At 74.7% G+C, this 19,989-nt stretch carries 19 protein-coding genes; 12 read left to right on the top strand and 7 right to left on the bottom strand.

The features are described 5' to 3' along the window. Positions 1-116: 116 nt before the first annotated feature. The 3 genes from TEK04_RS04985 to TEK04_RS04975 are packed head-to-tail and all read left to right on the top strand — an operon-like array spanning position 117 to position 3,587. On the top strand, positions 117-1,187 hold the full coding sequence (locus TEK04_RS04985) for a C40 family peptidase (protein WP_336403212.1): 1,071 nt from the start codon (positions 117-119) through the stop codon (positions 1,185-1,187). A gap of 46 nt (positions 1,188-1,233) precedes the next feature. Then, positions 1,234-2,469 (top strand): M48 family metallopeptidase, encoded by a 1,236-nt coding sequence (locus TEK04_RS04980; RefSeq protein WP_336403211.1) that lies wholly within the window; start codon positions 1,234-1,236, stop codon positions 2,467-2,469. Next, positions 2,466-3,587 (top strand): glycosyltransferase family 4 protein, encoded by a 1,122-nt coding sequence (locus tag TEK04_RS04975; RefSeq protein ID WP_336403210.1) that lies wholly within the window; start codon positions 2,466-2,468, stop codon positions 3,585-3,587. Before TEK04_RS04980 ends, TEK04_RS04975 begins: the two co-directional genes overlap by 4 nt. A 25-nt stretch (positions 3,588-3,612) precedes the next feature. Here the strand turns inward: TEK04_RS04975 and TEK04_RS04970 are convergent, their stop codons facing one another. Next, complete coding sequence (locus tag TEK04_RS04970) at positions 3,613-5,424, bottom strand: AMP-dependent synthetase/ligase (protein WP_336403209.1); 1,812 nt, start codon at positions 5,422-5,424, stop codon at positions 3,613-3,615. 153 nt (positions 5,425-5,577) lie between these two features. Here TEK04_RS04970 and TEK04_RS04965 point away from each other — a divergent pair, with 153 nt between their 5' ends. The 4 genes from TEK04_RS04965 to TEK04_RS04950 are packed head-to-tail and all read left to right on the top strand — an operon-like array spanning position 5,578 to position 8,546. Then, entirely contained in the window at positions 5,578-6,009 is a 432-nt protein-coding gene (locus TEK04_RS04965) for an SRPBCC family protein (RefSeq protein WP_336403208.1), read from the top strand. A gap of 7 nt (positions 6,010-6,016) precedes the next feature. Next, positions 6,017-7,141: an ArsA family ATPase gene (locus TEK04_RS04960; protein ID WP_336403207.1), complete on the top strand. Its 1,125-nt coding sequence runs from the start codon at positions 6,017-6,019 to the stop codon at positions 7,139-7,141. After that, positions 7,138-7,566 carry a hypothetical protein gene (locus tag TEK04_RS04955; protein ID WP_336403206.1) on the top strand — a complete coding sequence of 143 codons (429 nt, stop codon included), beginning with the start codon at positions 7,138-7,140 and terminating at the stop codon, positions 7,564-7,566. The genes TEK04_RS04960 and TEK04_RS04955 overlap by 4 nt, the downstream gene beginning before the upstream one ends. Next, positions 7,563-8,546, top strand: coding sequence for an ROK family protein (locus TEK04_RS04950; RefSeq protein ID WP_336403205.1), 984 nt, complete (start codon positions 7,563-7,565; stop codon positions 8,544-8,546). Before TEK04_RS04955 ends, TEK04_RS04950 begins: the two co-directional genes overlap by 4 nt. A gap of 91 nt (positions 8,547-8,637) precedes the next feature. Here TEK04_RS04950 and TEK04_RS04945 read toward each other — a convergent pair whose 3' ends face one another. After that, the gene (locus tag TEK04_RS04945; protein WP_336403204.1) at positions 8,638-9,462 is read right to left on the bottom strand and encodes a hypothetical protein; all 825 of its coding nucleotides are present in this window, start codon (positions 9,460-9,462) and stop codon (positions 8,638-8,640) included. Positions 9,463-9,594: 132 nt separating this feature from the next. Here TEK04_RS04945 and TEK04_RS04940 point away from each other — a divergent pair, with 132 nt between their 5' ends. Further along, positions 9,595-10,353 carry a lysophospholipid acyltransferase family protein gene (locus TEK04_RS04940; RefSeq protein WP_336403203.1) on the top strand — a complete coding sequence of 253 codons (759 nt, stop codon included), beginning with the start codon at positions 9,595-9,597 and terminating at the stop codon, positions 10,351-10,353. 28 nt (positions 10,354-10,381) lie between these two features. On the opposite strand, the gene TEK04_RS04935 is transcribed toward TEK04_RS04940, so the two are convergent. From TEK04_RS04935 to TEK04_RS04925, 3 genes are read right to left on the bottom strand one after another with little or no spacing between them, the layout of a single operon-like run. Further along, positions 10,382-10,930, bottom strand: a complete 549-nt coding sequence (locus tag TEK04_RS04935; RefSeq protein ID WP_336403202.1) for a TetR/AcrR family transcriptional regulator — start codon at positions 10,928-10,930, stop codon at positions 10,382-10,384. A gap of 7 nt (positions 10,931-10,937) precedes the next feature. Continuing rightward, on the bottom strand, positions 10,938-11,876 hold the full coding sequence (locus tag TEK04_RS04930; RefSeq protein ID WP_336403201.1) for an alpha/beta fold hydrolase: 939 nt from the start codon (positions 11,874-11,876) through the stop codon (positions 10,938-10,940). Continuing rightward, positions 11,873-13,396 (bottom strand): flavin-containing monooxygenase, encoded by a 1,524-nt coding sequence (locus TEK04_RS04925; protein WP_336403200.1) that lies wholly within the window; start codon positions 13,394-13,396, stop codon positions 11,873-11,875. Before TEK04_RS04925 ends, TEK04_RS04930 begins: the two co-directional genes overlap by 4 nt. Positions 13,397-13,495: 99 nt before the next feature. Between TEK04_RS04925 and TEK04_RS04920 the strand changes: the two genes are divergently transcribed. Both TEK04_RS04920 and TEK04_RS04915 read left to right on the top strand, forming a co-directional pair. Then, positions 13,496-14,401: a short-chain dehydrogenase/reductase gene (locus TEK04_RS04920; protein WP_336403199.1), complete on the top strand. Its 906-nt coding sequence runs from the start codon at positions 13,496-13,498 to the stop codon at positions 14,399-14,401. A 270-nt stretch (positions 14,402-14,671) separates the two neighbouring features. Then, positions 14,672-15,160: a polyadenylate-specific 3'-exoribonuclease AS gene (locus tag TEK04_RS04915; RefSeq protein WP_336403198.1), complete on the top strand. Its 489-nt coding sequence runs from the start codon at positions 14,672-14,674 to the stop codon at positions 15,158-15,160. Positions 15,161-15,213: 53 nt separating this feature from the next. Here TEK04_RS04915 and TEK04_RS04910 read toward each other — a convergent pair whose 3' ends face one another. After that, complete coding sequence (locus TEK04_RS04910) at positions 15,214-16,113, bottom strand: NmrA family NAD(P)-binding protein (RefSeq protein ID WP_336403197.1); 900 nt, start codon at positions 16,111-16,113, stop codon at positions 15,214-15,216. A 58-nt stretch (positions 16,114-16,171) separates the two neighbouring features. Here TEK04_RS04910 and TEK04_RS04905 point away from each other — a divergent pair, with 58 nt between their 5' ends. Both TEK04_RS04905 and TEK04_RS04900 read left to right on the top strand, forming a co-directional pair. Beyond that, the gene (locus tag TEK04_RS04905) at positions 16,172-17,509 is read left to right on the top strand and encodes a class II 3-deoxy-7-phosphoheptulonate synthase (RefSeq protein ID WP_336403196.1); all 1,338 of its coding nucleotides are present in this window, start codon (positions 16,172-16,174) and stop codon (positions 17,507-17,509) included. Beyond that, positions 17,502-18,518: a threonine aldolase family protein gene (locus tag TEK04_RS04900; RefSeq protein ID WP_336403195.1), complete on the top strand. Its 1,017-nt coding sequence runs from the start codon at positions 17,502-17,504 to the stop codon at positions 18,516-18,518. The genes TEK04_RS04905 and TEK04_RS04900 overlap by 8 nt, the downstream gene beginning before the upstream one ends. Before the next feature lie 179 nt (positions 18,519-18,697). Here the strand turns inward: TEK04_RS04900 and TEK04_RS04895 are convergent, their stop codons facing one another. Then, entirely contained in the window at positions 18,698-19,870 is a 1,173-nt protein-coding gene (locus TEK04_RS04895; RefSeq protein WP_336403194.1) for a S8 family peptidase, read from the bottom strand. Positions 19,871-19,989: the final 119 nt, after the last annotated feature.

Genomic DNA, 19,989 nt, shown 5'->3' with positions numbered 1-19,989 from the left:
TACCTGACCCTTCGTTTCGGCCCGGTCGCGCCCGTAGCGTCGGGCGGGTCCGGTCGAGCAGGCGCCATCTGGTCCGCGGGTGGTCTCGATCGGGGAACGAGGAGTCCTCGCGCACCGTGGTCGCCCACCGTCCCCAGCAGCCCCACCCGTCGAGCCCGTCGGTCGCCACCACGCCGCCGGCGTCCCGGGGTCAGCGCTCGGGGGCAGCCCTCCTCCTGGCCGGCGCGCTGGGCCTGGCCGTGGCACTGGTGCCCGGGGGCGCAGCCGCCGCCCCCGACCAGACCGCGGCCACGACACCGGAGCAGGCCACCCAGCTGGTTGCCGACGCCACCCACCAGCTCGAGGTCGTCACCGAGCAGGTCAACGACGCGCAGGTCCAGCTGGTCGAGCAGCAGGCCGCCGCCGCCGCGGCGGCTGAGCAGCTGACCGCGCAGCAGGCACAGCTGCAGGCCCTGGGGTCACGCATGGACGAGGTCGCCGTCAGCGCCTACACCGGCAACCAGTCGGGGATCTCCGCGTTGCTGACCAGCAGCTCGCCCGAGGACTTCCTGGCGCAGGTCAGCACGCTCGACCTCATCGCCGGGCGCACCGACGACCTGCTGGGTGAGGTGGCAGCCGCCGCGCAGGCCGCCACCGATGCACAGGCCGCCGCCGATGCCGCCGCCGCCCAGGCCCAGCAGACCCTCGACCAGGTCACCGTCCAGCAGGCCGACCTGCAGCAGCAGATCGCCGCCTACCAGGCGCAGTTCGCCGCGCTCAGTGCGCCGCAGCAGGCCGAGGTGGTGGCGGCGGTGAGCGGCCCCGAGGTCGAGGCTCCCGCCGCCGTCGTGGCCGACGGCGCCGCAGCCCAGACCGTCGTGGACACCGCGATGGCGCAGCGGGGCGACCCCTACGTGTGGGGTGCCGGTGGGCCGGGCAGCTTCGACTGCTCGGGCCTGACCGCCTACGCCTACGCAGCCGCGGGCATCGAGCTGCCGCACTCCAGCGCCGCGCAGGCCCGGATGGGGTCGCCGGTCGCGCGGGCCGACCTGCAGCCCGGTGACCTCGTGTACTTCTACTCCCCGGTGAGCCACATCGGCATCTACATCGGCAACGGGATGATGGTGCACGCGCCCACGTCCGGTGACGTGGTGAAGGTGGCCAGCATCGACATGTCCGGCTACGCGGGGGCTCGCCGCCTGCTCTGACGGCTCGTCGCAGGGGGCGCAAGGGCCGCCGGACTACGCTCCCCGGGTGGGTTCGCGTCGGCTCGCGCTGCTGACGGCGCTCGTGCTCGGTCTCGCGCTGGTCGTCGTCCTGTGGCTGCGCATCCCGTGGTCGGCGACGCCGCAGGTCACCGACCCCACAGCCGGTCTGGACGTCGCCCAGCTCGACCGCGCCGACGCCTTCGCCGCGGCGCTCCGGCCGGCGTCGCTGGTCAACCTCGCACTGGGCCTGGTCGTCAGCGGCCTGCTGGGGTCGACCCGCTGGGGGGCCCGCCTGGTGGCCACCGTGGCCCGGCCGCTGGGCGGGGGCTGGGTGTGGCAGGTGCTGCTCGGCACCCTCGTGCTCACCGTGGTCGGCCGGCTGGTCACCGTCCCGCTCAGCGCCTACGGCGAGGTGGTGCGGCACCGCTTCGGCCTGTCCACCCGCAGCTGGCCGTTGTGGGTGCGCGACGTCGCCGTCGACACCGCCCTCACCGCCGGGCTCACCGCGCTGGGGCTGCTGCTGCTCGTGGGGTTGGCCCGTCGGGCCCCGCGCACCTGGTGGGCGTGGGCCGGTGCCGGCGCCGCGGGCCTCGTGGTGGCCGGGTCCTTCCTCTACCCCGTGGTCATCGAACCCGCGTTCAACGACTTCGCCTCGATGCCGGCCGGGCAGCTGCGCAGCGACCTGCTGGCCCTCGCCGAGGAGAACGGGACCCCCGTCGAGGACGTGCTGGTCGCCGATGCCAGCCGGCGCACCACCGCGCTCAACGCCTACGTCTCGGGCTTCGGCTCGACCCGGCGCATCGTCGTCTACGACACCCTCCTGCAGCAGCTGCCCGACGACCAGGTCGAGTCCATCACCGCGCACGAACTGGGGCACGTGGCCACCGACGACGTCCTCACCGGCACGCTGGTGGGTGCGCTGGGCGCCGGCGCGGGGGTGGCACTGCTGGGCTGGCTGCTCGGGTCGGCACCGCTGCTGCGCCGAGCCGGCGCGGACGGACCCGGCGACGGCCGCGTGGTCCCGCTCGTGCTGTTCCTGGTCGCGGTGGCCACGCTGCTGTCCACGCCGGTGCAGAACGGGGTGTCCCGGCAGCTGGAGGCCCGGGCCGACCAGCACGCCCTCGACCTGACCGGGGACCCGGGGGCGTTCACCGACGTCATGCGTCGGCTGGCCGTGGCCAACCTGAACCAGCCCGACCCGCCGGCCGCCTGGCAGTGGTTCTTCGGGTCGCACCCCACCACCGCCCAGCGGGTCGCGGCTGCGCAGGGGTGGTCGCGGTGACCCGCACGCTGGTGGTCACCAACGACTTCCCGCCGCGACAGGGCGGCATCCAGACCTTCGTCGCCGCCCTGCTCGACCGGCTGCCGCCCGAGGATGTCCTGGTGCTCGCCTCGACCTCACCGGGGGCGGCCGAGCACGACGCCGCGTTGCCCTACCGCGTCGTCCGACTGCCGACCGGGATGCTGCTGCCCACCCCGCGCACCGCGCGGGTGGCCGCCGGGCTGGTGCGCGAGCACCGGGCCGAGACGGTCGTCTTCGGTGCTGCCGCCCCTCTCGGCCTGCTCGCGCCCGGCCTGCACCGGGCCGGGGTCCGGCGCAGCGTGGGCATCACCCACGGGCACGAGACGGGCTGGGTCGCGCTGCCGGTGGGCCGTCACCTGCTGCAGCGCATCGCCGGTGGGGTCGACGTGCTCACCTACATCTCCGAGTACACCCGCGGCCGGCTGGCCCCCGCACTGGCTGCGCGCACCCAGCTGCGCCAGCTGCCGCCCGGGGTCGACGTCACCCGTTTCCACCCCGGGGCGGACGGCTCGGCGGTGCGCGCCCGGTACGGCCTGGGCGCGGCCCCGGTGGTGGTCTGCGTGTCCCGCCTGGTGCGCCGCAAGGGGCAGGACGTGCTGCTGGCCGGTTGGCCCCGGGTGCTGGCCGCCCACCCCGCGGCCCGGTTGCTGCTGGTGGGTGGGGGTCCGGACGAGGCCCGGCTGCGCCGGCGGGTGGCCGCGCTCGGCCTGGGCGACTCGGTGGTGCTCACCGGGCCGGTGGCCCCGGGGTCGCTGCCCGAGCACTACGCGGCCGGCGACGTCTTCGCCATGCCGTGCCGCACCCGCCGGGGTGGGCTGGACGTGGAGGGTCTCGGGATGGTCTACCTGGAGGCGGCGGCCTGCGGTCGGCCGGTCGTCGCCGGCACCTCCGGCGGGGCACCCGAGGCCGTGCGCGACGGCGTCACCGGCCACGTGGTGGACCCGCGCTCCCCCGACGCGGTGGCGACGGCGGTCTCGGGACTGCTGGCCGACCCGACCCGGGCGGCCGCCATGGGCGCCGCCGGCCGGGCGTGGGTGCTGGACCGGTGGTCGTGGGAGTCGATCGGGGCGACGTTCGCCGGGCTCCTGCGTCCCTGAGGACGGCGGAGCCCGGCGGACGGCGTCAGGAGGCGGCGGGCGCCTTGGCGTAGAGCGCCTCGACCTCGTCGGCGTACTCCTTGAGCACCACGTTGCGCTTGAGCTTCATGCTCGGCGTCAGGGTGCCGTTGGCCTCGGTGAAGTCGGTGCCCAGCACCCGGAACTTGCGGATGCTCTCGGCGTGCGAGACAGACGTGTTGGCCGCGGCCACCGCGGCCTCGAGCTCGGCCCGCACGTCGGGGTCGTCGGCGAGGTCGGCGGCGGAGAGGGAGGGGTCCTTGCCCTTGAGCTTGAGCCAGGCCGGCAGGGCCTCCTCGTCGAGGGTGATGAGCGCCCCGATGAAGGGCTTGCCGTCGCCGACGACGATGGTCTGGCTGACCAGGGCGTGGGCCCGGATGCGGTCCTCCAAGCCGGCCGGGGCGACGTTCTTGCCGCCGGCGGTCACCAGGATCTCCTTCTTGCGACCGGTGATCTTCAGGAAGCCCTCGTCGTCGAGCTCGCCGATGTCACCGGTGTGGAACCAGCCGTCGGCGTCGATGGCCTCGCTGGTGGCCTTCTCGTTCTTCCAGTAGCCGCGCATCACGATGCCGCCGCGCAGCAGCACCTCGCCGTCCTCGGCGATGGCGGCGTCGGTGCCCGGCAGCGGGCGGCCGACGGTGCCCATCTTGAAGGCGGTGTCGTGGTTGACCGCGGCCGCCGCGGTGGTCTCGGTGAGGCCGTAGCCCTCGTACACGGTGACGCCGGCGCCGCGGAAGAAGTGGCCCAGGCGCTCGCCCAGCGGGGCGCCGCCGGACACCGCCCCGATGCACCGGCCGCCCAGCGCCGACCGCAGCTTGCGGTACACCAGCAGGTCGAACACCTTGTGCGCGGCGGTGAGCCCGAACCCGGCGCCCTTCCCGTCCTGCGCCCGGGACCAGTCGATGGCGACCTGGGCGGCCTTGTCGTAGACCTTGCCCTTGCCGCCCTCGTCGGCCGTGGCCTTGCCCTGGTTGTAGACCTTCTCGAACACCCGGGGCACGGCCAGCACGAAGGTGGGCTGGAACGTGCCCAGGTCGGCGACGAGGTCCTTGATGTCGGAGGTGTGCCCCAGCACCGTGCGGGTCTTGAACGCACCGACCTGCAGCACCCGGGCCAGCACGTGGGCCAGCGGGATGAACAGCAGCAGCGAGCCGTCGACGTTGAGGAAGCGGCCCAGCAGGGACATGCCGTTGTTGATCTCGAACAGGAAGTTGCCGTGGGTCAGCTCGCAGCCCTTCGGCCGGCCGGTGGTGCCGCTGGTGTAGATCAGCGTGGCCAGGCTGTCGGAGCCCAGGGTGGCCCGGCGCGCCTCGAGCTCGCTGTCGGGGACGTCGGCGCCGGCCGCGGCCAGCGTGGCCAGGACGTCGTCCTCGATGACCCAGACCGGGCCGAGGTCGGGGGCTTCGCCCCGCACCGACTCGACGGTGTCGGCGTGCTCCTGCTTCTCCACGAAGGCGGCCGTGGCGCCGCTGTCGGACAGGATCCAGGCGACCTGGTCGGCGCTGGAGGTCTCGTACACGGGGACGACGACGCACCCGGCGGCCCAGATGCCGAAGTCGAGCACCGTCCACTCGTACCGGGTGCGGGCCTGCAGGGCGACGCGGTCACCGGCCTGGATGCCGCTGGCGATGAGGCCCTTGGCGACGCCGGCCACCTGCGCGCCGAACTCGCGGTAGGTGACGTCGACCCACTGACCGGGCGAGCGCTGCACCCGCAGACCGGTGCGGTCGGGCACGTCGCGCAGGTTGGCCGCCAGCAGGTCGGGGATCGCCTCGTCGGGCTTCACCTGGTAGGTGGGGGGAACGCTCAGCTCGCGCACGCCGGTCCTCTCCTCCCCGCGCGGAGGGCCAGCCTCGTCGCCGGCCTGCGGACGCGGGATCGTGGAGGGACAGGTTACCGGGGCCTGCCTACTCGTGAGTAGGTGACCTGCACCGGAGGGCGCTGCCGACCGCCCGGCGACTACCCTGCGCGCATGGCCGACCAGTCCACCCAGTCCATCGTGATCGACGCACCGGCGTCCGCCGTGATGGCCGTGGTCGCCGACTTCCCGGCCTACCCCGAGTGGGTGTCGGCCGCGCAGACCGTGGAGGTGCTCAGCACCGGTGCCGACGGCCGCGCCGAGCAGGTGCACTTCGTGCTCGACGCCGGTGCGGTCAAGGACGACTACGTGCTCGCCTACACCTGGGACGGCGACCGGCAGGTCAGCTGGACCCTGGTGCAGGGCCAGATGCAGAAGCGGCAGGACGGCAGCTACACCCTGGTCGAGTCCGGCGGGCGCACCGAGGTGACCTACGCGATCAGCATCGACCTGTCCATCCCGATGCTCGGCATGATCAAGCGCAAGGCCGAGAAGGTCATCCTCGACACCGCGCTCAAGGAGCTCAAGAAGCGCGTCGAGGCCTGACCCACCGGTGCGCACCCTCGTCGTCACCGGCCCCGGCGGGGCCGGGTCCAGCACCGTGGCCGCGGCCACCGCGCTCGCACTCGCCGACGCGGGGCGGCCGGTGGCGCTGCTGACGACGCACGCCCCCGCGGTGCCCGCGGTGGCCGAGCGGGTCGTGGTGCGCGTCGTGGCCCCCGTCGAGTCGGCCGAGGCGGCCTGGGGTGCGCACCTGGACCAGCTGGCCGCGCTGGTGCCGGCGCTCGCGTTGCCGCCCTCCTCCTCGGTGGTGCCTTTGCCCGGGGTCGACGAGGTCGCCCTGCTGACCGAGTGGGGGCGGCTGGCCGCCGGGGACGTCGACGTCGTGCTGGACGCCGGGCCGCTCGAGCGGGCCACCGCCGTCCTGGCCCTGCCGCACGCCGCACGGTGGTGGTTGGCCCAGCTGGCCCCGCCGCGGCTGCGGGTGCTGGCCTCGGTGCGCGCCCTGACCCGCAGCCGGCCCGGCGCCGTTGAGGCCGCCCTCGCGGCGGCCAGCGCGCTCGAGGCGGCCCTGGGCTCGGTACCCGCCGGGCCGGAGGTGCACCTGGTGCTGGCCCCCGACGACCGGGCCCTGCCGGCGCTGCGCCGCGCCGGCGCGGGTCTCGGCCTGCTCGGCCACCGGTTGGCCTCGGTCACCCTGGCCCGGGTGGTGCCGCCGTCGACCGGGTCGTGGGGACAGGCGCGCCGGGAGCAGCAGGACGACGTCAAGGCTGCGCTGCGGGCGGCCGGGGTGCAGCCGGCCGAGGTGGTCGAGGCGCCGCGGTCGCCGTCGGACGTCGAGGGACTGCGTGCCCTGGGTGCGGCGGTGGCACCGGCCGCGCCCACCGGGCCGCTGACCCCGCTGCCCCACCGCGGGGAGGCCGGCTGGGAGCTGACCGTGCCGCTGCCCTACGCCGGCCGGGGCGAGGTCGACCTGACCCGCTGGGGGGACGAGCTGGTGGTGGGCACCGCCGGCCTGCGCCGGTCGCTGCCGCTGGACCCGCTGCTGCGGCGGTGCACGGTGACCGCGGCGGCGGTCACCGACCCCGGTTCGCCGGGCGCCGCCCTGCGCGTGCGCTTCGCCGCCGACCCCACCCAGTGGCCCGCCGACCTGCTGGCCGCCGAGGTCGCCCGGTGACCGGGCCCGAACCGCCGTGGGCCGAGCAGCTGCGCGGGCTGGTGGAGGGTCTGCCCGGCGGTCTCGGCGGTCTCGGCGGGTTCGTGGCCGACGTGGGGTCCGCGGCCGGTGAGGACCACGCCGCCGAGTGCCGCAGCTGCCCGGTCTGCACGGCGCTGGCGGTGCTGCGCGGTCGGCGTCCGGACCTGTCCGAGGCGCTGGCCGACGTGCTCGCCGCCGCGTCCGGGGCGCTGCGCACGCTGTCCCGCCCCGCCGACGGGACAGCTGCCTCCACATCCGGCGACGCCACGACCACCGACGCCACGACCGCCGACGCCACATCCGCCGACGCCACATCCGCCGACGCCACGCCCCGCGGTGCCGGCGACCCCGACCCCGGGCCGGCGCCCGCGCCCGCCCCCGTGCAACGCATCGAGGTGGCATGAGCTCCCCGCACGACCTGCCGGCGATCGGCATCGACATCGGTGGCACGAAGGTGGCCGGCGGCGTCGTCCTGCCCGACGGCACCATCAGCTCGACCGCCCGGCGGGCCACGCCCGGCGCGTCGGTGCGCGCCACCGAGGACGCCATCGCCGCCGTGGTCGACGAGCTGGCCGAGGCCCACGGCGGGCCGCTGGTCGGCGTCGGCGTCGGGGCCGCCGGGTGGTTCGACCGCACCGGCGACACGGTGCTCTTCAGCCCGCACCTGGCCTGGCGCAACCAGCCGCTGCGCCAGGACCTCACCGACCGGCTGCAGCGACCGCTCTGGGTGGGCAACGACGCCGACGCCGCGGCCTGGGCGGAGTACCGCTACGGCGCCGCCCAAGGGTCGGACCTCGCCGTGATGATCACACTGGGCACCGGCATCGGCGGCGGCATGGTCATCGACGGCCGGCTGCAGCGCGGTGCGCACGGGGTGGCGGGGGAGTGGGGGCACATGCGCGTGGTGCCCGACGGACGGCTGTGCGCTTGCGGCAACCGCGGGTGCTGGGAGCAGTACGCCTCGGGCAACGCCCTGGGTCTCACCGCCCGCGAGGTGGCCACCAGCTCGCCGGCCGCCGCTGCGCTGCTGCTGGAGCGGGTGGGTGGCCGGGCCGAGCGGCTCACCGGCGTGGACGTCGCCACCGCCGCCAAGGCCGGTGACCCGCTCGCCCTCGAGCTGCTGGCCGAGGTCGGCACCTGGTTGGGCCAGGGGATCGCCGACATGGCCGCGATCCTCGACCCCGACGTCGTGGTCATCGGCGGTGGTGTCAGCGTGCTGGGGGAGATGGTGCTGGGCCCGGCACGTGACCGGCTGGAACGGGCGCTGCCCGGCCGCGGGTTCCGCCCCGGGCCCACCGTCGTGGGCGCCCAGCTCGGTGCCCAGGCCGGCCTGGTCGGCGCCGCGGACCTCGTCCGCCTCGCCGTCCACGAGGGCGCGGCGTAGAGCACGAGATCAGCACGGGTCCACGGCGGTCACCCGGACGGGGAGGCAGCAACCGACCCGGGGTGGTCACCGCGGGCGCGGTGACGGCGCGCTAGACGACGGCGCCGTCGCCGTCGTCGTCGGTGCGGTCGCGCATGCGCGACACCAGGACGGCGACCCCGCCCACCACGGCCAGGACGCCGATGACGATGCCGACGTCCAGGCTCAGCCCGATCGCCCCCGGCGCGATGATGCAGACCGCGCCGGCGGCGATGAGCAGCAGCGCGTAGAGCGAGGCGGGGGCCAGCACCGGGATGGGTGGCGGCGGCGGGGGCTCGAAGTGCTCGTCGGGCCGGTCGAGGACGGGCACCTCGGCCGGGGCGGGCGGGCCGGCGTCGTCGAGCTCGTCGTCGACCGGCTCGCCGCGCCGGGCCGGAGCCCCGTCGCGGAACTCGTCGCGGAACTCGTCGTGGGCCCTGTCCTGGGCGCTGTCCTGGGCGCCGTCCCTGCCCCCGTCCCTGCCCCCGTCCTGGACCCCGTCGCCGGCCGCGGCGGCCTGCGCCCGCTCCTCGGCCTGCCAGGCCGCGACGATGCGGGCGAACTCGGCGTCGGTGGCGGCGGCGTCCTCGGCCCGGTCCGTGCGGCGTCGGCGCGGGGTCGGGGCGGTGGGCAGGTGCTCGTCGGCGTGCGAGTCCACCAGCGTGCGGGCGTCGGCCCGGCGGGCGCGGTCGACGAACAGCCGGTCGGTGGGCGGCGAGGGCAGGAACTGGGTGCGCGTGTAGGGACCGTCGTCGGTGGAGGGCGCCAGGTAGGCGGCGATGCCCTCGTCGCGCAGGACGTCGAGCAGGTGCTCGCCCACCCGGGGGTCGACGTCGCGCAGCGGGTGCCAGAGGGGGGCGTCGAGACCGTTGTCCCGACGGCCGCGCCGTGCGGTCATGCTGGCCTCCCGTGCACGGACCGAAGCGTCGTCGGCCACCGGCTCGTTGTCCAGGGGGCGGGGCCGGACCGGACCCGCGATTGCCCCGCGGCCCCGGTCCTCCTTAGTCTGACAGCTGCCGAGGGAGGCGCGTTGTTCTACTGGTTCCTCAAGCACGTGGCCATCGGGCCGGTCGTGCGTCTGGTGTTCCGTCCGCAGGTCACCGGGGCGCAGAACGTGCCGCGCCGGGGTGCGGCGATCCTGGCCAGCAACCACCTGGCCGCCTCGGACTGGATCTTCATGCCGCTGGTGCTGCGGCGGCGGGTGACGTTCCTGGCCAAGGCCGAGTACTTCACCGCCCCCGGGGTGAAGGGGTTCCTGCAGCGGGTCTTCTTCGGCGGCAGCGGTCAGGTGCCGATCGACCGCACGAGCGCCGACGCGGCCGAGAACGCGCTGAGCACCGGCACGCGGATCCTGCGCGAGGGCAAGCTGCTGGGCATCTACCCCGAGGGCACCCGCTCGCCCGACGGCCGGCTCTTCCGCGGCAAGACCGGGGTGGCGCGCATGGCGCTGGAGACCGGCTGCCCGGTCATCCCGGTCGCGATGGTCCCCGGCCGCAGCGTCACCGTGCTGGGCACGACGCTCACCCGGGTCGACGTCGTCATCGGGGAGCCGCTGGACTTCTCCCGCTACGACGGCCTGAGCGGTGACCGGTTCGTCGAGCGCTCGATCACCGACGAGATCATGTACGAGATCATGCTGCTGTCGGGTCAGGAGTACGTCGACCTCTACGGCGCCAAGGTGAAGAAGTCCATGGACACCACGGGGGCCAGCGCCGTCGAGGTGGTGGGCCGCCTGCAACCGCCACCGCACGAGGCGGCCGACCGGCTCCCGTCGTCCCTGGCCGGCTGACGGGCCCCTCCGGGCGTCGCCGGCCGGCTCAGCGGGTGGTGATCCGGGCCAGCACGTCCGAGGCGAGGCCGAGCACCTCGTCCCGGGTCAGGGTCGGGTCGGCCGTCCAGCCGATCACCAGGTCCTCGGTGAAGGCGAACCACGAGCGCACGAGCTGGCGGTGGCGCGGGTCGTCGGGCAGGCCGACGGCGGCCAGCGTGCCGTCGACCAGCCGCTCGCGCGCCCGGGTGTACACGTCGGCGACCGCCGGATCGCCGCCCACCGCCCCGCGCACGAACGCGACGTAGCTGTCCCGGTAGGTCTCCACCCAGCTGACGAAGCGGTCGAGCATGCCGGCCATGTCGCCCGGCACCGCCAGCACGTGGCTGCACAGCAGGTCCGCGGCCGCCGTCGTGACGGCGTCGATGTAGTCGGTCTTGGTGGCGAAGTAGTGGAACAGCAGGCTGCGGCTGATGCCCGCCCGCCGCGCCACCTCGTCGACCGTCAGCTCCGGCACCCGGGTGGTGGGCAACAGCTCCAGGCCGATCTCCACCAGCTGGGCCCGCCGATCGGCGGCGGTCCGCCGGGCCGCCGTCACCGCGTCGTCACCGCGCCGGCAGCAACCGGCGGATCGCGTCGGTCACCAGATCGGGGCGCTCCTGCGGCAGCATGTGGCCGCAGCCGGGCACGATCTGCAGGTGCGCGGTCGGGATGGCCGCAGCCAGGCGCCCCGAGTGCTTCACCGGGGTGAGCTTGTCGGTGTCGCCGACCAGGATCTCCACCGGCACCGTGCCGAGCTCGGCCAGGGCCTGCGCCTTGTCGTGGGCGCCGAGTGCGGGGTAGAAGGCGACGAACGCGCGGATCGAGGACCCGGCCATGATCTCCGCACCCCGGGCGACCATCTCGTCGGTGGCGTCGCGGCCGTAGAGGACGCCGCGCACGATGCTGCGGTGCCGCGGGTGGGTCGGCGGCACCAGGCGGCGCCAACCCTCGACGCGCCGGGAGTGGGCGACCGCCCAGGCACCCAGGCCCGGCAGCGCACGCTCCTGCAGCCGCTCCATCAGGTTGCGCGGCGGGTGGGACAGCTGCCCGGCCGAGGTGTCCACGAGGGCCACGCCGACCACGCGCTCGCCGACGAGCTCGGGGTGCGCGGCGGCCAGCGCCATGATCGTCATGCCGCCCATCGAGTGCCCGCCCAGCACCACCGGCCCGGTCGGGGCCAGCTCGGCCAGGATCGTCGCCATGTCCTCGCCGAGCAGGTCGATCGACACCGGGTCGGTGTCGCCCCAGGTGGATCGGCCGTGCCCGCGCTGGTCGTAGCGCACCAGGCGCAGCGCGCCGGCGGCCACGTCGGGGGCCAGCAGGGCGGCGACGTCGTCCCAGGAGGCCCGCGCGAGGGTCCAGCCGTGCGCGAGGACGACGGTCACCGGAGCCTCGGGCGAGCCGTCGACGGTGGCGTGCAGCAGGGCGCCGTCGACGGCGCGGACGGCGTGGACGGTGTGCTGCACCGTGCCGGCGTCGGTGGAGATGGCCGCCGCGGTCACGCGGCCACCCCCGCGGTCTCGCGCTCCGTCGTCCCCACGTAGTTCTCCCGGTCGAGGGTCTTGGTGAGCCGGCGGAACAGGAAGGTGAAGTCGGGCCACAGCGTGGTGTTGTGCCCGTGCCTGTCCAGGTACCAGGACCCGCAGCCGCCGCCGAGCCACACGGTGCCCCGCGAGCGCTCGGCGATGAGCTCGCGGTAGGCCTCCTGCGCGGCCGGGGTGGTCTCCAGCGTGGCCAGCCCCTCGACGGCCATGGCCCGCAGCGCCTCGCCGACGTAGGCCACCTGCGACTCGATCATGTAGACCATCGAGGTGTGCCCGACGCCGACGTTGGGGCCGACCAGCAGGAAGAGGTTCGGGAAGCCGGCGACGGTCGAACCGCGGTTGGTCACCATGCCCTCGTCCCAGACCTCGGCCAGGCTGCGCCCGTCGCGGCCCCGGATGCGGTGCGCGATCGGCAGGTCGGTGACGTGGAAGCCGGTGGCCAGCACGAGGGTGTCGGTGGGCCGCTCGACCCCGTCGCGGGTGACCACGGAGTGCGGCCGGATCTCGGCGATCCCGGCGGTGACCACCTCGGCGTTGGGCGCGGAGATCGCCGGGTACCAGTCGTTGCTGATCAGGATGCGCTTGCAGCCGATCGTGTAGTCGGGGGTGACCGCGGCGCGCAGCTGCGGGTCCCGCACCTGGCGCTCCAGGTGGGTGCGGGCGAGCTTCTGCACCGGGGCCAGCCACCGCCGGTTCTTGGCCATGCCGAACACCAGGAACTCGCGGCCGGCGTACAGCGCACCGCGCACCGCCCGCTGGACGGCGGGGAAGCGGCGGTACAGCGACCGCTCGAACGGCGTGGTGGGCCGGTCGCCGCGGGGGATGACCCACGGGGGCGTGCGCTGGTAGACCGCCACCGAGCCGACCTGCGGCTGGATGGCCGGCACGACCTGGATGGCCGAGGCGCCGGTGCCGACGACGGCCACGCGGTCTCCGGTGAGGTCGTGGGAGTGGTCCCAGCGGGCCGTGTGCATGACGGTGCCGGCGAAGCTCTCGATGCCCGGGATGTCGGGGAAGGAGGGGTCGGCCAGCGCGCCGGCGCCCGACACCAGGACCTTCGCGCGGTAGTCCCCGGCGGTGGTCTCGACGTGCCAGCGCCGGGCGTCGTCGTCCCAGGTGGCGGCGGTGACCTCGGCGCCGAACACGTGCTTGTCGCGGAGGCCGTACCGGTCGGCGACGTCGCGCAGGTAGGCGAAGATCTCGGGCTGCTCGGAGTAGGTGCGCGGCCATTCGGGGTTGGGCGCGAAGGAGAACGAGTAGAGGTTGGACTGCACGTCGCAGGCCGCACCGGGGTAGCTGTTGTCGCGCCACGTGCCCCCGACGTCCTCGCCGCGCTCGAGGACGACGAAGTCCTCGATGCCCTGTTCGCGCAGCCGGATCGCCATGCCGAGCCCGGCGAACCCGGACCCGATGACGGCGACGTGCACCTCGCGGACGGCGGTGCCCGCCGGATGGGTCTTCTCGATCGTGCTGGTCACCGGTCGGCTCCCTTGCTGACGGCTTGCTGAGCAACGCTCAACAAGGTACACATCTGTTGAGCAGTGCTCAACAGCAACTCGACGACGAGGAGCCCACCCATGGCCCGCAGGACCACCAACCCCCGCTCGCTGGCCGGCCAGGCCGTGCTGATCACCGGCGCGGCCCGCGGCATCGGCGCCGAGCTCGCGCGCAAGGCCGCCGCCCGCGGGGCCCGCGTGGCCCTGGTCGGGCTCGAGCCCGACCTGCTGGCCTCGGTCGCCGCCGAGCTGGGACCCGAGCACCTCTGGGTCGAGGCCGACGTCACCGACGCCGACGCGATGGCCGCCGCGGTCGCCCGTGCGGCCGACGTGTTCGGCGGGCTCGACGTCGTGGTCGCCAACGCCGGCATCGCGCCCATGAACACGGTGGCGACGGCGTCGGCGCGGGCGCTGGCCCGCACCATCGAGGTGAACCTGACCGGCGCGATGCTCACCGCGCACGCCGCCCTGCCCGAGATCTCGAAGCGGCGGGGCCACGTGCTGCTGATCTCGTCGGCCGCGGCGTTCTCCGTGCTGCCCGGGCTCTCGGCCTACTGCGCGGCCAAGGCCGGGCTCGAGCGGTTCGGCGACGTGCTGCGCCTGGAGGTCGCCCACCGCGGGGTCACCGTCGCCAGCGCCCACCCGGTGTGGATCGACACCGACATGGTGCGCGACACCAAGGCCGCGCTGCCCACGTTCAAGGCCACCCTCGACCGGCTCCCCGGGCCGCTGGGCTCCTACACCTCGGTGTCCGACTGCGCCGACGCGCTGCTGCGCAACCTCGAGACCCGCGGTCGGCGGGTGTTCGTGCCCCGCTCGGTGGGCCTGTTCGCCGCCTGGCGGCAGGCCGTCGTCGGCGCGGTGGGGGAGAAGCTCGTGCTCGCCCAGGCCAGGACCGCCGTCCCGCAGCTGGAGCGCGAGATCGCGGCGCTGGGCGGCGAGGAGTTCGGCGCCAACTCCGTCGAGCGCGGCCGGTCGGCCCGGTAGGCCTGAGCCTTCCGCCCGGTGATCACGGACCTGGGTGCGCGGCACGCCGTCCTGGCTGCGTCCCAGCTCCGTGATCACCGGTGGGGGAGGGCAGCGGGCGCCACGTCGCTCCACCGGCCGGGTGGGTGGCGGCGAGGGCATCGCGGACGTCGAGCCGGTGGGTGACCACCGCGACGAGGCTGCGCAGGCGTTGGCGGGCTCGGGCGGGGCGGAGATCAACTCACCGCACCGGCACCGACGTCCTGGCCGGGTCCACCTAGGGTTGCCGGGGTGCGCCGCTACTTCTACGACACCGAGTTCATCGAGGACGGGACGACGATCGACCTGGTGTCCATCGGCGTGGTCGACGAGACCGGGCGCGAGTTCTACGCCGTCTCCACCGAGTTCGACCCGGCGAGGGCCATCCCGTGGGTGCGCCGCAACGTGCTGGACAAGCTGCCCCCGCCGGCGGACAAGGCGTGGCGCACCCGGGCGCAGATCCGCGACTCGCTGCTGGACTTCCTCACCGGCCCGGGCGAGGAGGTCCAGCTGTGGGCGTGGATCGCCGCCTACGACCACGTCGCGCTGTGCCAGCTCTGGGGTGCCATGCCCGCGCTGCCGCGCGCGGTGCCCCGGTTCACCCGGGAGCTCAAGCAGCTGTGGGAGGACGCCGGGTCACCGCCGCTCCCGCCGAAGTCGCCGGACGCCCACGACGCGCTGGTGGACGCCCGGCACGGCTTGGCCGTCTGGCGGGAGGTGCAGGCCGGCCGCTCGATGTGACGACCTGCGGTGTCCGCCGGCCGGGACACCGCAGCTGGTCACATCCAGCGGGATCAGCGCCGCAGGCTGGCCCAGTCCTCGGGGTGGCGCTCCAGGTGCGCGCGCACCGTCGTCGCCGGGTGGCCGGTGAAGGACCGCACCACGTCGCTCACCACGGCCAACTCGCCCGCGGCGATCGCGGTGAAGCTGGTGACCCAGCCCTCCACCTCCCAGTCCGGCGCGCCGCTGGGGCGGCGGGTCGCCCACGCCTGCTCGACGGTCTGCGCCTCGTAGCGGACCGGGCGCCCGGTCACCTCGGTCAGCACGGCGGCGGCCTGGCCCAGCGTCAGCGCCTCGGGGCCGGTCACGTCGAGCACCCGTCCGTCGGTGCTCGGGTGGTCGCGCAGCAGCACCGCCGCCGCCACCTCGGCGGCGTCGTCCCGGGACACGAACGAGGCCGCGCCGTCGCCGGCGGGTGCGGCGATCACCGCGCCGCCGTCGTCGGTGGGGGTGGCGAAGAAGGGCACGAAGTCGGAGTACATCGAGTTGCGCAGCACCGTCGTGCGCAGGCCGGTGTCGCCGAGCGCGGCCTCGGTGGCGGCGTGCGTGCGGGTGAGGGTGAACGTGGCGCCGTCGTCCGAGCCGAGGAACGACGTGTAGACGATGCGCTCGACCCCGGCGGCCACGGCGGCCCGGACGGCGGACAGGTGCTGCTCGGTGCGGTCGACGGCCTCGGCGGCGCTGACCAGGAACAGGGTGTGCGTCCCGGCCAGCGCGGCGGTGAACCCGGCCTCGTCGGCGTACCCGCCGGGGTGGCCCACGACCTCGGTCCCGGGCAGCTGCGGGGTGCGGGAGGGGTCGCGCACCACCAGCCGGAGGTGGGCGTCGTGGTCGGCGACCTGCTCGGCCAGCAGCCGGGCGACCCGGCCGCCCAGGGCTCCGGTGGCGCCGGTCACGGTGATCAGGCGAGTCATGGCTTCCTCTCGTCGGGCTGTGGACCGGGGCGTCCCCGGCCCGCCGTACCCTTCCCTCGTGAGTCTGACCGAACCCGCCGAGCTGGTCCCGGGCCTGGACAGGTGGCGCGAGCTGCCCGCTGCGCAGCAGCCCGAGTGGCCCGACCGGGCTGCGCTCGACGCCGTCCTGGCCACCCTCTCCTCCGTCCCGCCCATCGTGGCGCCCAGCGAGGTCGACGCCCTGCGCGCCCAGCTGGCCGACGTCGCGCAGGGCAAGGCGTTCCTGCTGCAGGGCGGTGACTGCGCCGAGACCTTCGACCTGAACACCGAGCCGCACCTGCAGGCCACCACCCGCACGCTGCTGCAGATGGCCGTCGTGCTCACCTACGGCGCCAGCGTCCCGGTGGTCAAGGTCGGCCGCGTCGCCGGGCAGTACGCCAAGCCGCGCAGCTCGAACATCGACGCGCTCGGGTTGCCCTCCTACCGCGGCGACATGGTCAACTCCTTCGACCCCGACCCGGTGCAGCGCATCCCCGACCCGAACCGGCTGGTGCGCGCCTACGCCAACTCGGCCGCGGCGATGAACATGATCCGGGCCTACGCGCGCGGGGGCCTGGCCGACCTGCACGCGGTGCACAACTGGAACCAGGACTTCGTCGCCTCCTCCCCGGCCGGCGTGCGGTACGAGGTGATCGCCCGCGAGATCGACCGGGCGCTGGGCTTCATGCGTGCCTGCGGGGTCGACGACTCGGCGCTGCGCAGCGTCGAGCTGTTCAACAGCCACGAGGCGCTCATCCTGGACTACGAGCGGGCCCTGATGCGCCTGCACGAGGGTCGGCCCTACGCCCTCTCCGCCCACTTCGTCTGGGTCGGTGAGCGCACCCGCCAGATGGACGGCGCGCACATCGAGTTCGCGTCGAGGCTGGCCAACCCGGTCGGGGTGAAGATCGGCCCGACCACCACCCCCGAGCAGGCGGTCGAGCTGGTCGAGCGGCTGGACCCCGAGGGGCTGCCGGGCAAGCTCACGCTCATCAGCCGCATGGGCAACGGCAAGATCCGCGACGTCCTGCCGGCCATCGTGGAGAAGGTGACCGCCAGCGGCCACCAGGTCGTGTGGCAGTGCGACCCGATGCACGGCAACACCCACGAGTCGACCTCGGGCTACAAGACCCGCCACTTCGACCGCGTCGTCGACGAGGTGCTGGGGTTCTTCGACGTCCACCGCGGGCTGGGCACCTGGCCCGGCGGCATCCACGTCGAGCTCACCGGCGAGGACGTCACCGAGTGCCTCGGCGGGGCGATGGAGATCAGCGACGAGGACCTCGGCAGCCGGTACGAGACCGCCTGCGACCCGCGGCTGAACACCGGTCAGTCCCTGGAGCTCGCGTTCCTCGTCGCGGAGATGCTGCGTGGCTGAGGCGGGGGACGGCCTGGTCGACCTGCGCAGCGACACCGTCACGAAGCCGACCCCGGCCATGTGCCGGGCGATGGCCGACGCCGAGGTCGGCGACGACGTCTACGGCGAGGACCCGCTGGTCAACGAGTTGGAGGAGCGGGTCGCCGCGCTCTTCGGGCACGAGGCGGCCATGTTCGTGCCCTCGGGGACGATGGGCAACCAGATCGGCATGCGGCTGGTCTGCCAGCCCGGCCAGGAGGTGCTCGGGGACGCCGAGGCGCACGTGGTCACCTACGAGATGGGTGCCGCGGCCGCGGTGTTCGGGCTCTCCACCCGCACGGTGGTGAGCGAGGGCGGGGTGCTGAGCGCCGACCAGCTGATCGCGCAGGTGCGGCCCTTCGGCAACTGGCACCTCACGCCCACCGCGGCCGTCGCGGTGGAGAACACGCACAACCGTGCCGGCGGGCTGGTGCAGCCACTGGCGGAGCTGGAGAAGCTCTGGGCCTGGTCCCGCGACGCCGGTGTCGCGGTGCACCTCGACGGCGCGCGCATCTGGAACGCCGCGGTGGCCTCCGGGGTGCCGCTGGACACCTACGGGCGGCTGGCCGACACCGCCTCGGTCTGCCTGTCCAAGGGGCTGGGCGCTCCGGTGGGCTCGGTGCTGGTCGCCTCCGCCGAGCGCATCGCGGAGGCTCGTCTGTGGCGCAAGCGGCTGGGTGGTGGCATGCGCCAGGTCGGCGTCCTGGCCGCGGCCGGTCGGCACGCGCTGGACCACCACGTCGAGCGGTTGGCCGATGACCACGCCCGGGCGCGCACCCTGGCCGAGCGGCTGGGCGTCGACCCGGCCACCGTGCACACCAACATGGTGGTGCTCGACGGCGTCGCGGCCCCGATGCTGGCCGCCGCCGCCAAGGCCCAGGGGGTCCTGGTCAGCGAGGTGTCGGCCACGCGGGTGCGGCTGCTGACCCACCTCGACGTCGACGACGCCGCCGTCGACCGGGCCGCCGAGGTCATCTCCGGGTTGTTGTAGAACCCCGGAAGCCGCCGCCCGAGGGGACGGCGGCCACCAGGTCGGGCACGGCCGTGAACTCGGCGTGTTCCGGTCGCGGGGGCCGGAGGCCTCCCGACCGGAACACGAGCAACGGCTCAACGCCCGCCGGGGACGGACGCTGGCCGCGGTGCGATCCGCAGGATCGCAGTGTGCACAGCTCAGTAGTCGCTGAACAGGAGGTCGCCGCCGGCGGTGCTGCTGGAGACCGCTCCCTGGGTGGCGTTCGAGGTGATCTCGGCGGCCACGGTGGCCGGGCTGGCCCCCGGGTTGCCCTGCAGGTACAGCGCGACGACGCCGGCGACGTGCGGCGTGGCCATCGAGGTGCCGCTGATGGTGGTGGTCGCCGTCGAGGAGCCGATCCAGTCGCTGGTGATGTCCACCCCGGGGCCGAAGAGGTCGACGCACGAGCCGTCGTTGCTGAACGAGGCGGGCCGGTCCTGCCGGTCGGAGGCGCCGACGGTGAGGGCTCCGGCGACGCGGGCGGGGGACTGCCCGCAGGCGTCGACCGGGATGCCCAGGGCGTTGCCGTTGCCGGCCGCCACCGCGTAGCTGACGCCGTCGTCGATCGACCGCTGCACGGCCTGGTCGAGTGCGGTGGAGGTGCCGCCGCCCAGGCTCATGTTCGCGACGGCTGGTTCCCCGGCCTGGTGGTCGGCGGTGACCCAGTCGACGCCGGCGATGACCCCGGAGGTCGTGCCGCTGCCGTCGCAGTCGAGGACCCGGACGGCGACCAGGCTGGTCTGCTTGGCGACGCCGTAGGTCGACCCGCCGACCGTGCCGGCGACGTGGGTGCCGTGGCCCTGGCAGTCCTCGGCCGGGCCGCCGTCGACGGCGTCGTACCCGGTGACCGCGCGCCCGCCGAAGTCCGGGTGCCCGAGGTTGATGCCGGTGTCGATGATGTAGCTCGTGGTGCCGGCGCCCGTGGCCGAGTAGCTGTAGCTGCTCGACAGCGGCAGGGAGCGCTGGTCGGTGCGGTCCAGGCCCCAGGTGGCGCCGCTCTGGGTGGCGGCGACGTGGACGGGCTGGTCGGCCTCGACGGCCACGACCCCGGGCAGCCCGGGCAACCGGTCGGCCAGGGCGGTGGGGAGCGTGACGGCGAAGCCGGTCAGCGCGTACTCGTAGACGTGGGTGATCTCGCCGCCGAGGGACTCGGTGAGGTCGACGGCCTGGGTGGTGACGGTGTCGGGGTCGAGCGTGACGATGTAGCTGCCGAGGGCCGGGGACTCGAGGGGGTCGGCGGCGGCGGTGCCGGCGGTGGCCGCGATGCCGGCGGTGGCCAGTGCGGCGATCGCGGCGACGGCGACCGGACGGGCCGGAGAGTGGGTCTGCACGGGCGTCGCTCCTGGGGTGGGACGGGTGCCCCGGGCTGGCACAGCCGGGGTTCAGGTGTGCACACCTGAACACGGCTAGTGACCTGTGCGAAAGACTCTGCGCTCTGGGATCGATCCCC

It is taken from the genome of Klenkia sesuvii (genome assembly GCF_037083825.1).
GTDB classification, from domain to species: Bacteria; Actinomycetota; Actinomycetes; order Mycobacteriales; family Geodermatophilaceae; genus Klenkia; species Klenkia sesuvii.
Note: the sequence above shows the minus strand (reverse complement) of the source record. Positions and strands in the feature narration are given on the sequence as shown.

Coding starts and splice junctions, on each gene's coding strand:
- TEK04_RS04920 (WP_336403199.1), top strand. CDS start 13,496: ATGGCCCGCAGGACCACCAACCCCCGCTCGCTGGCCGGCCAGGCCGTG.
- TEK04_RS04950 (WP_336403205.1), top strand. CDS start 7,563: ATGAGCTCCCCGCACGACCTGCCGGCGATCGGCATCGACATCGGTGGC.
- TEK04_RS04965 (WP_336403208.1), top strand. CDS start 5,578: ATGGCCGACCAGTCCACCCAGTCCATCGTGATCGACGCACCGGCGTCC.
- TEK04_RS04910 (WP_336403197.1), bottom strand. CDS start 16,113: ATGACTCGCCTGATCACCGTGACCGGCGCCACCGGAGCCCTGGGCGGC.
- TEK04_RS04945 (WP_336403204.1), bottom strand. CDS start 9,462: ATGACCGCACGGCGCGGCCGTCGGGACAACGGTCTCGACGCCCCCCTC.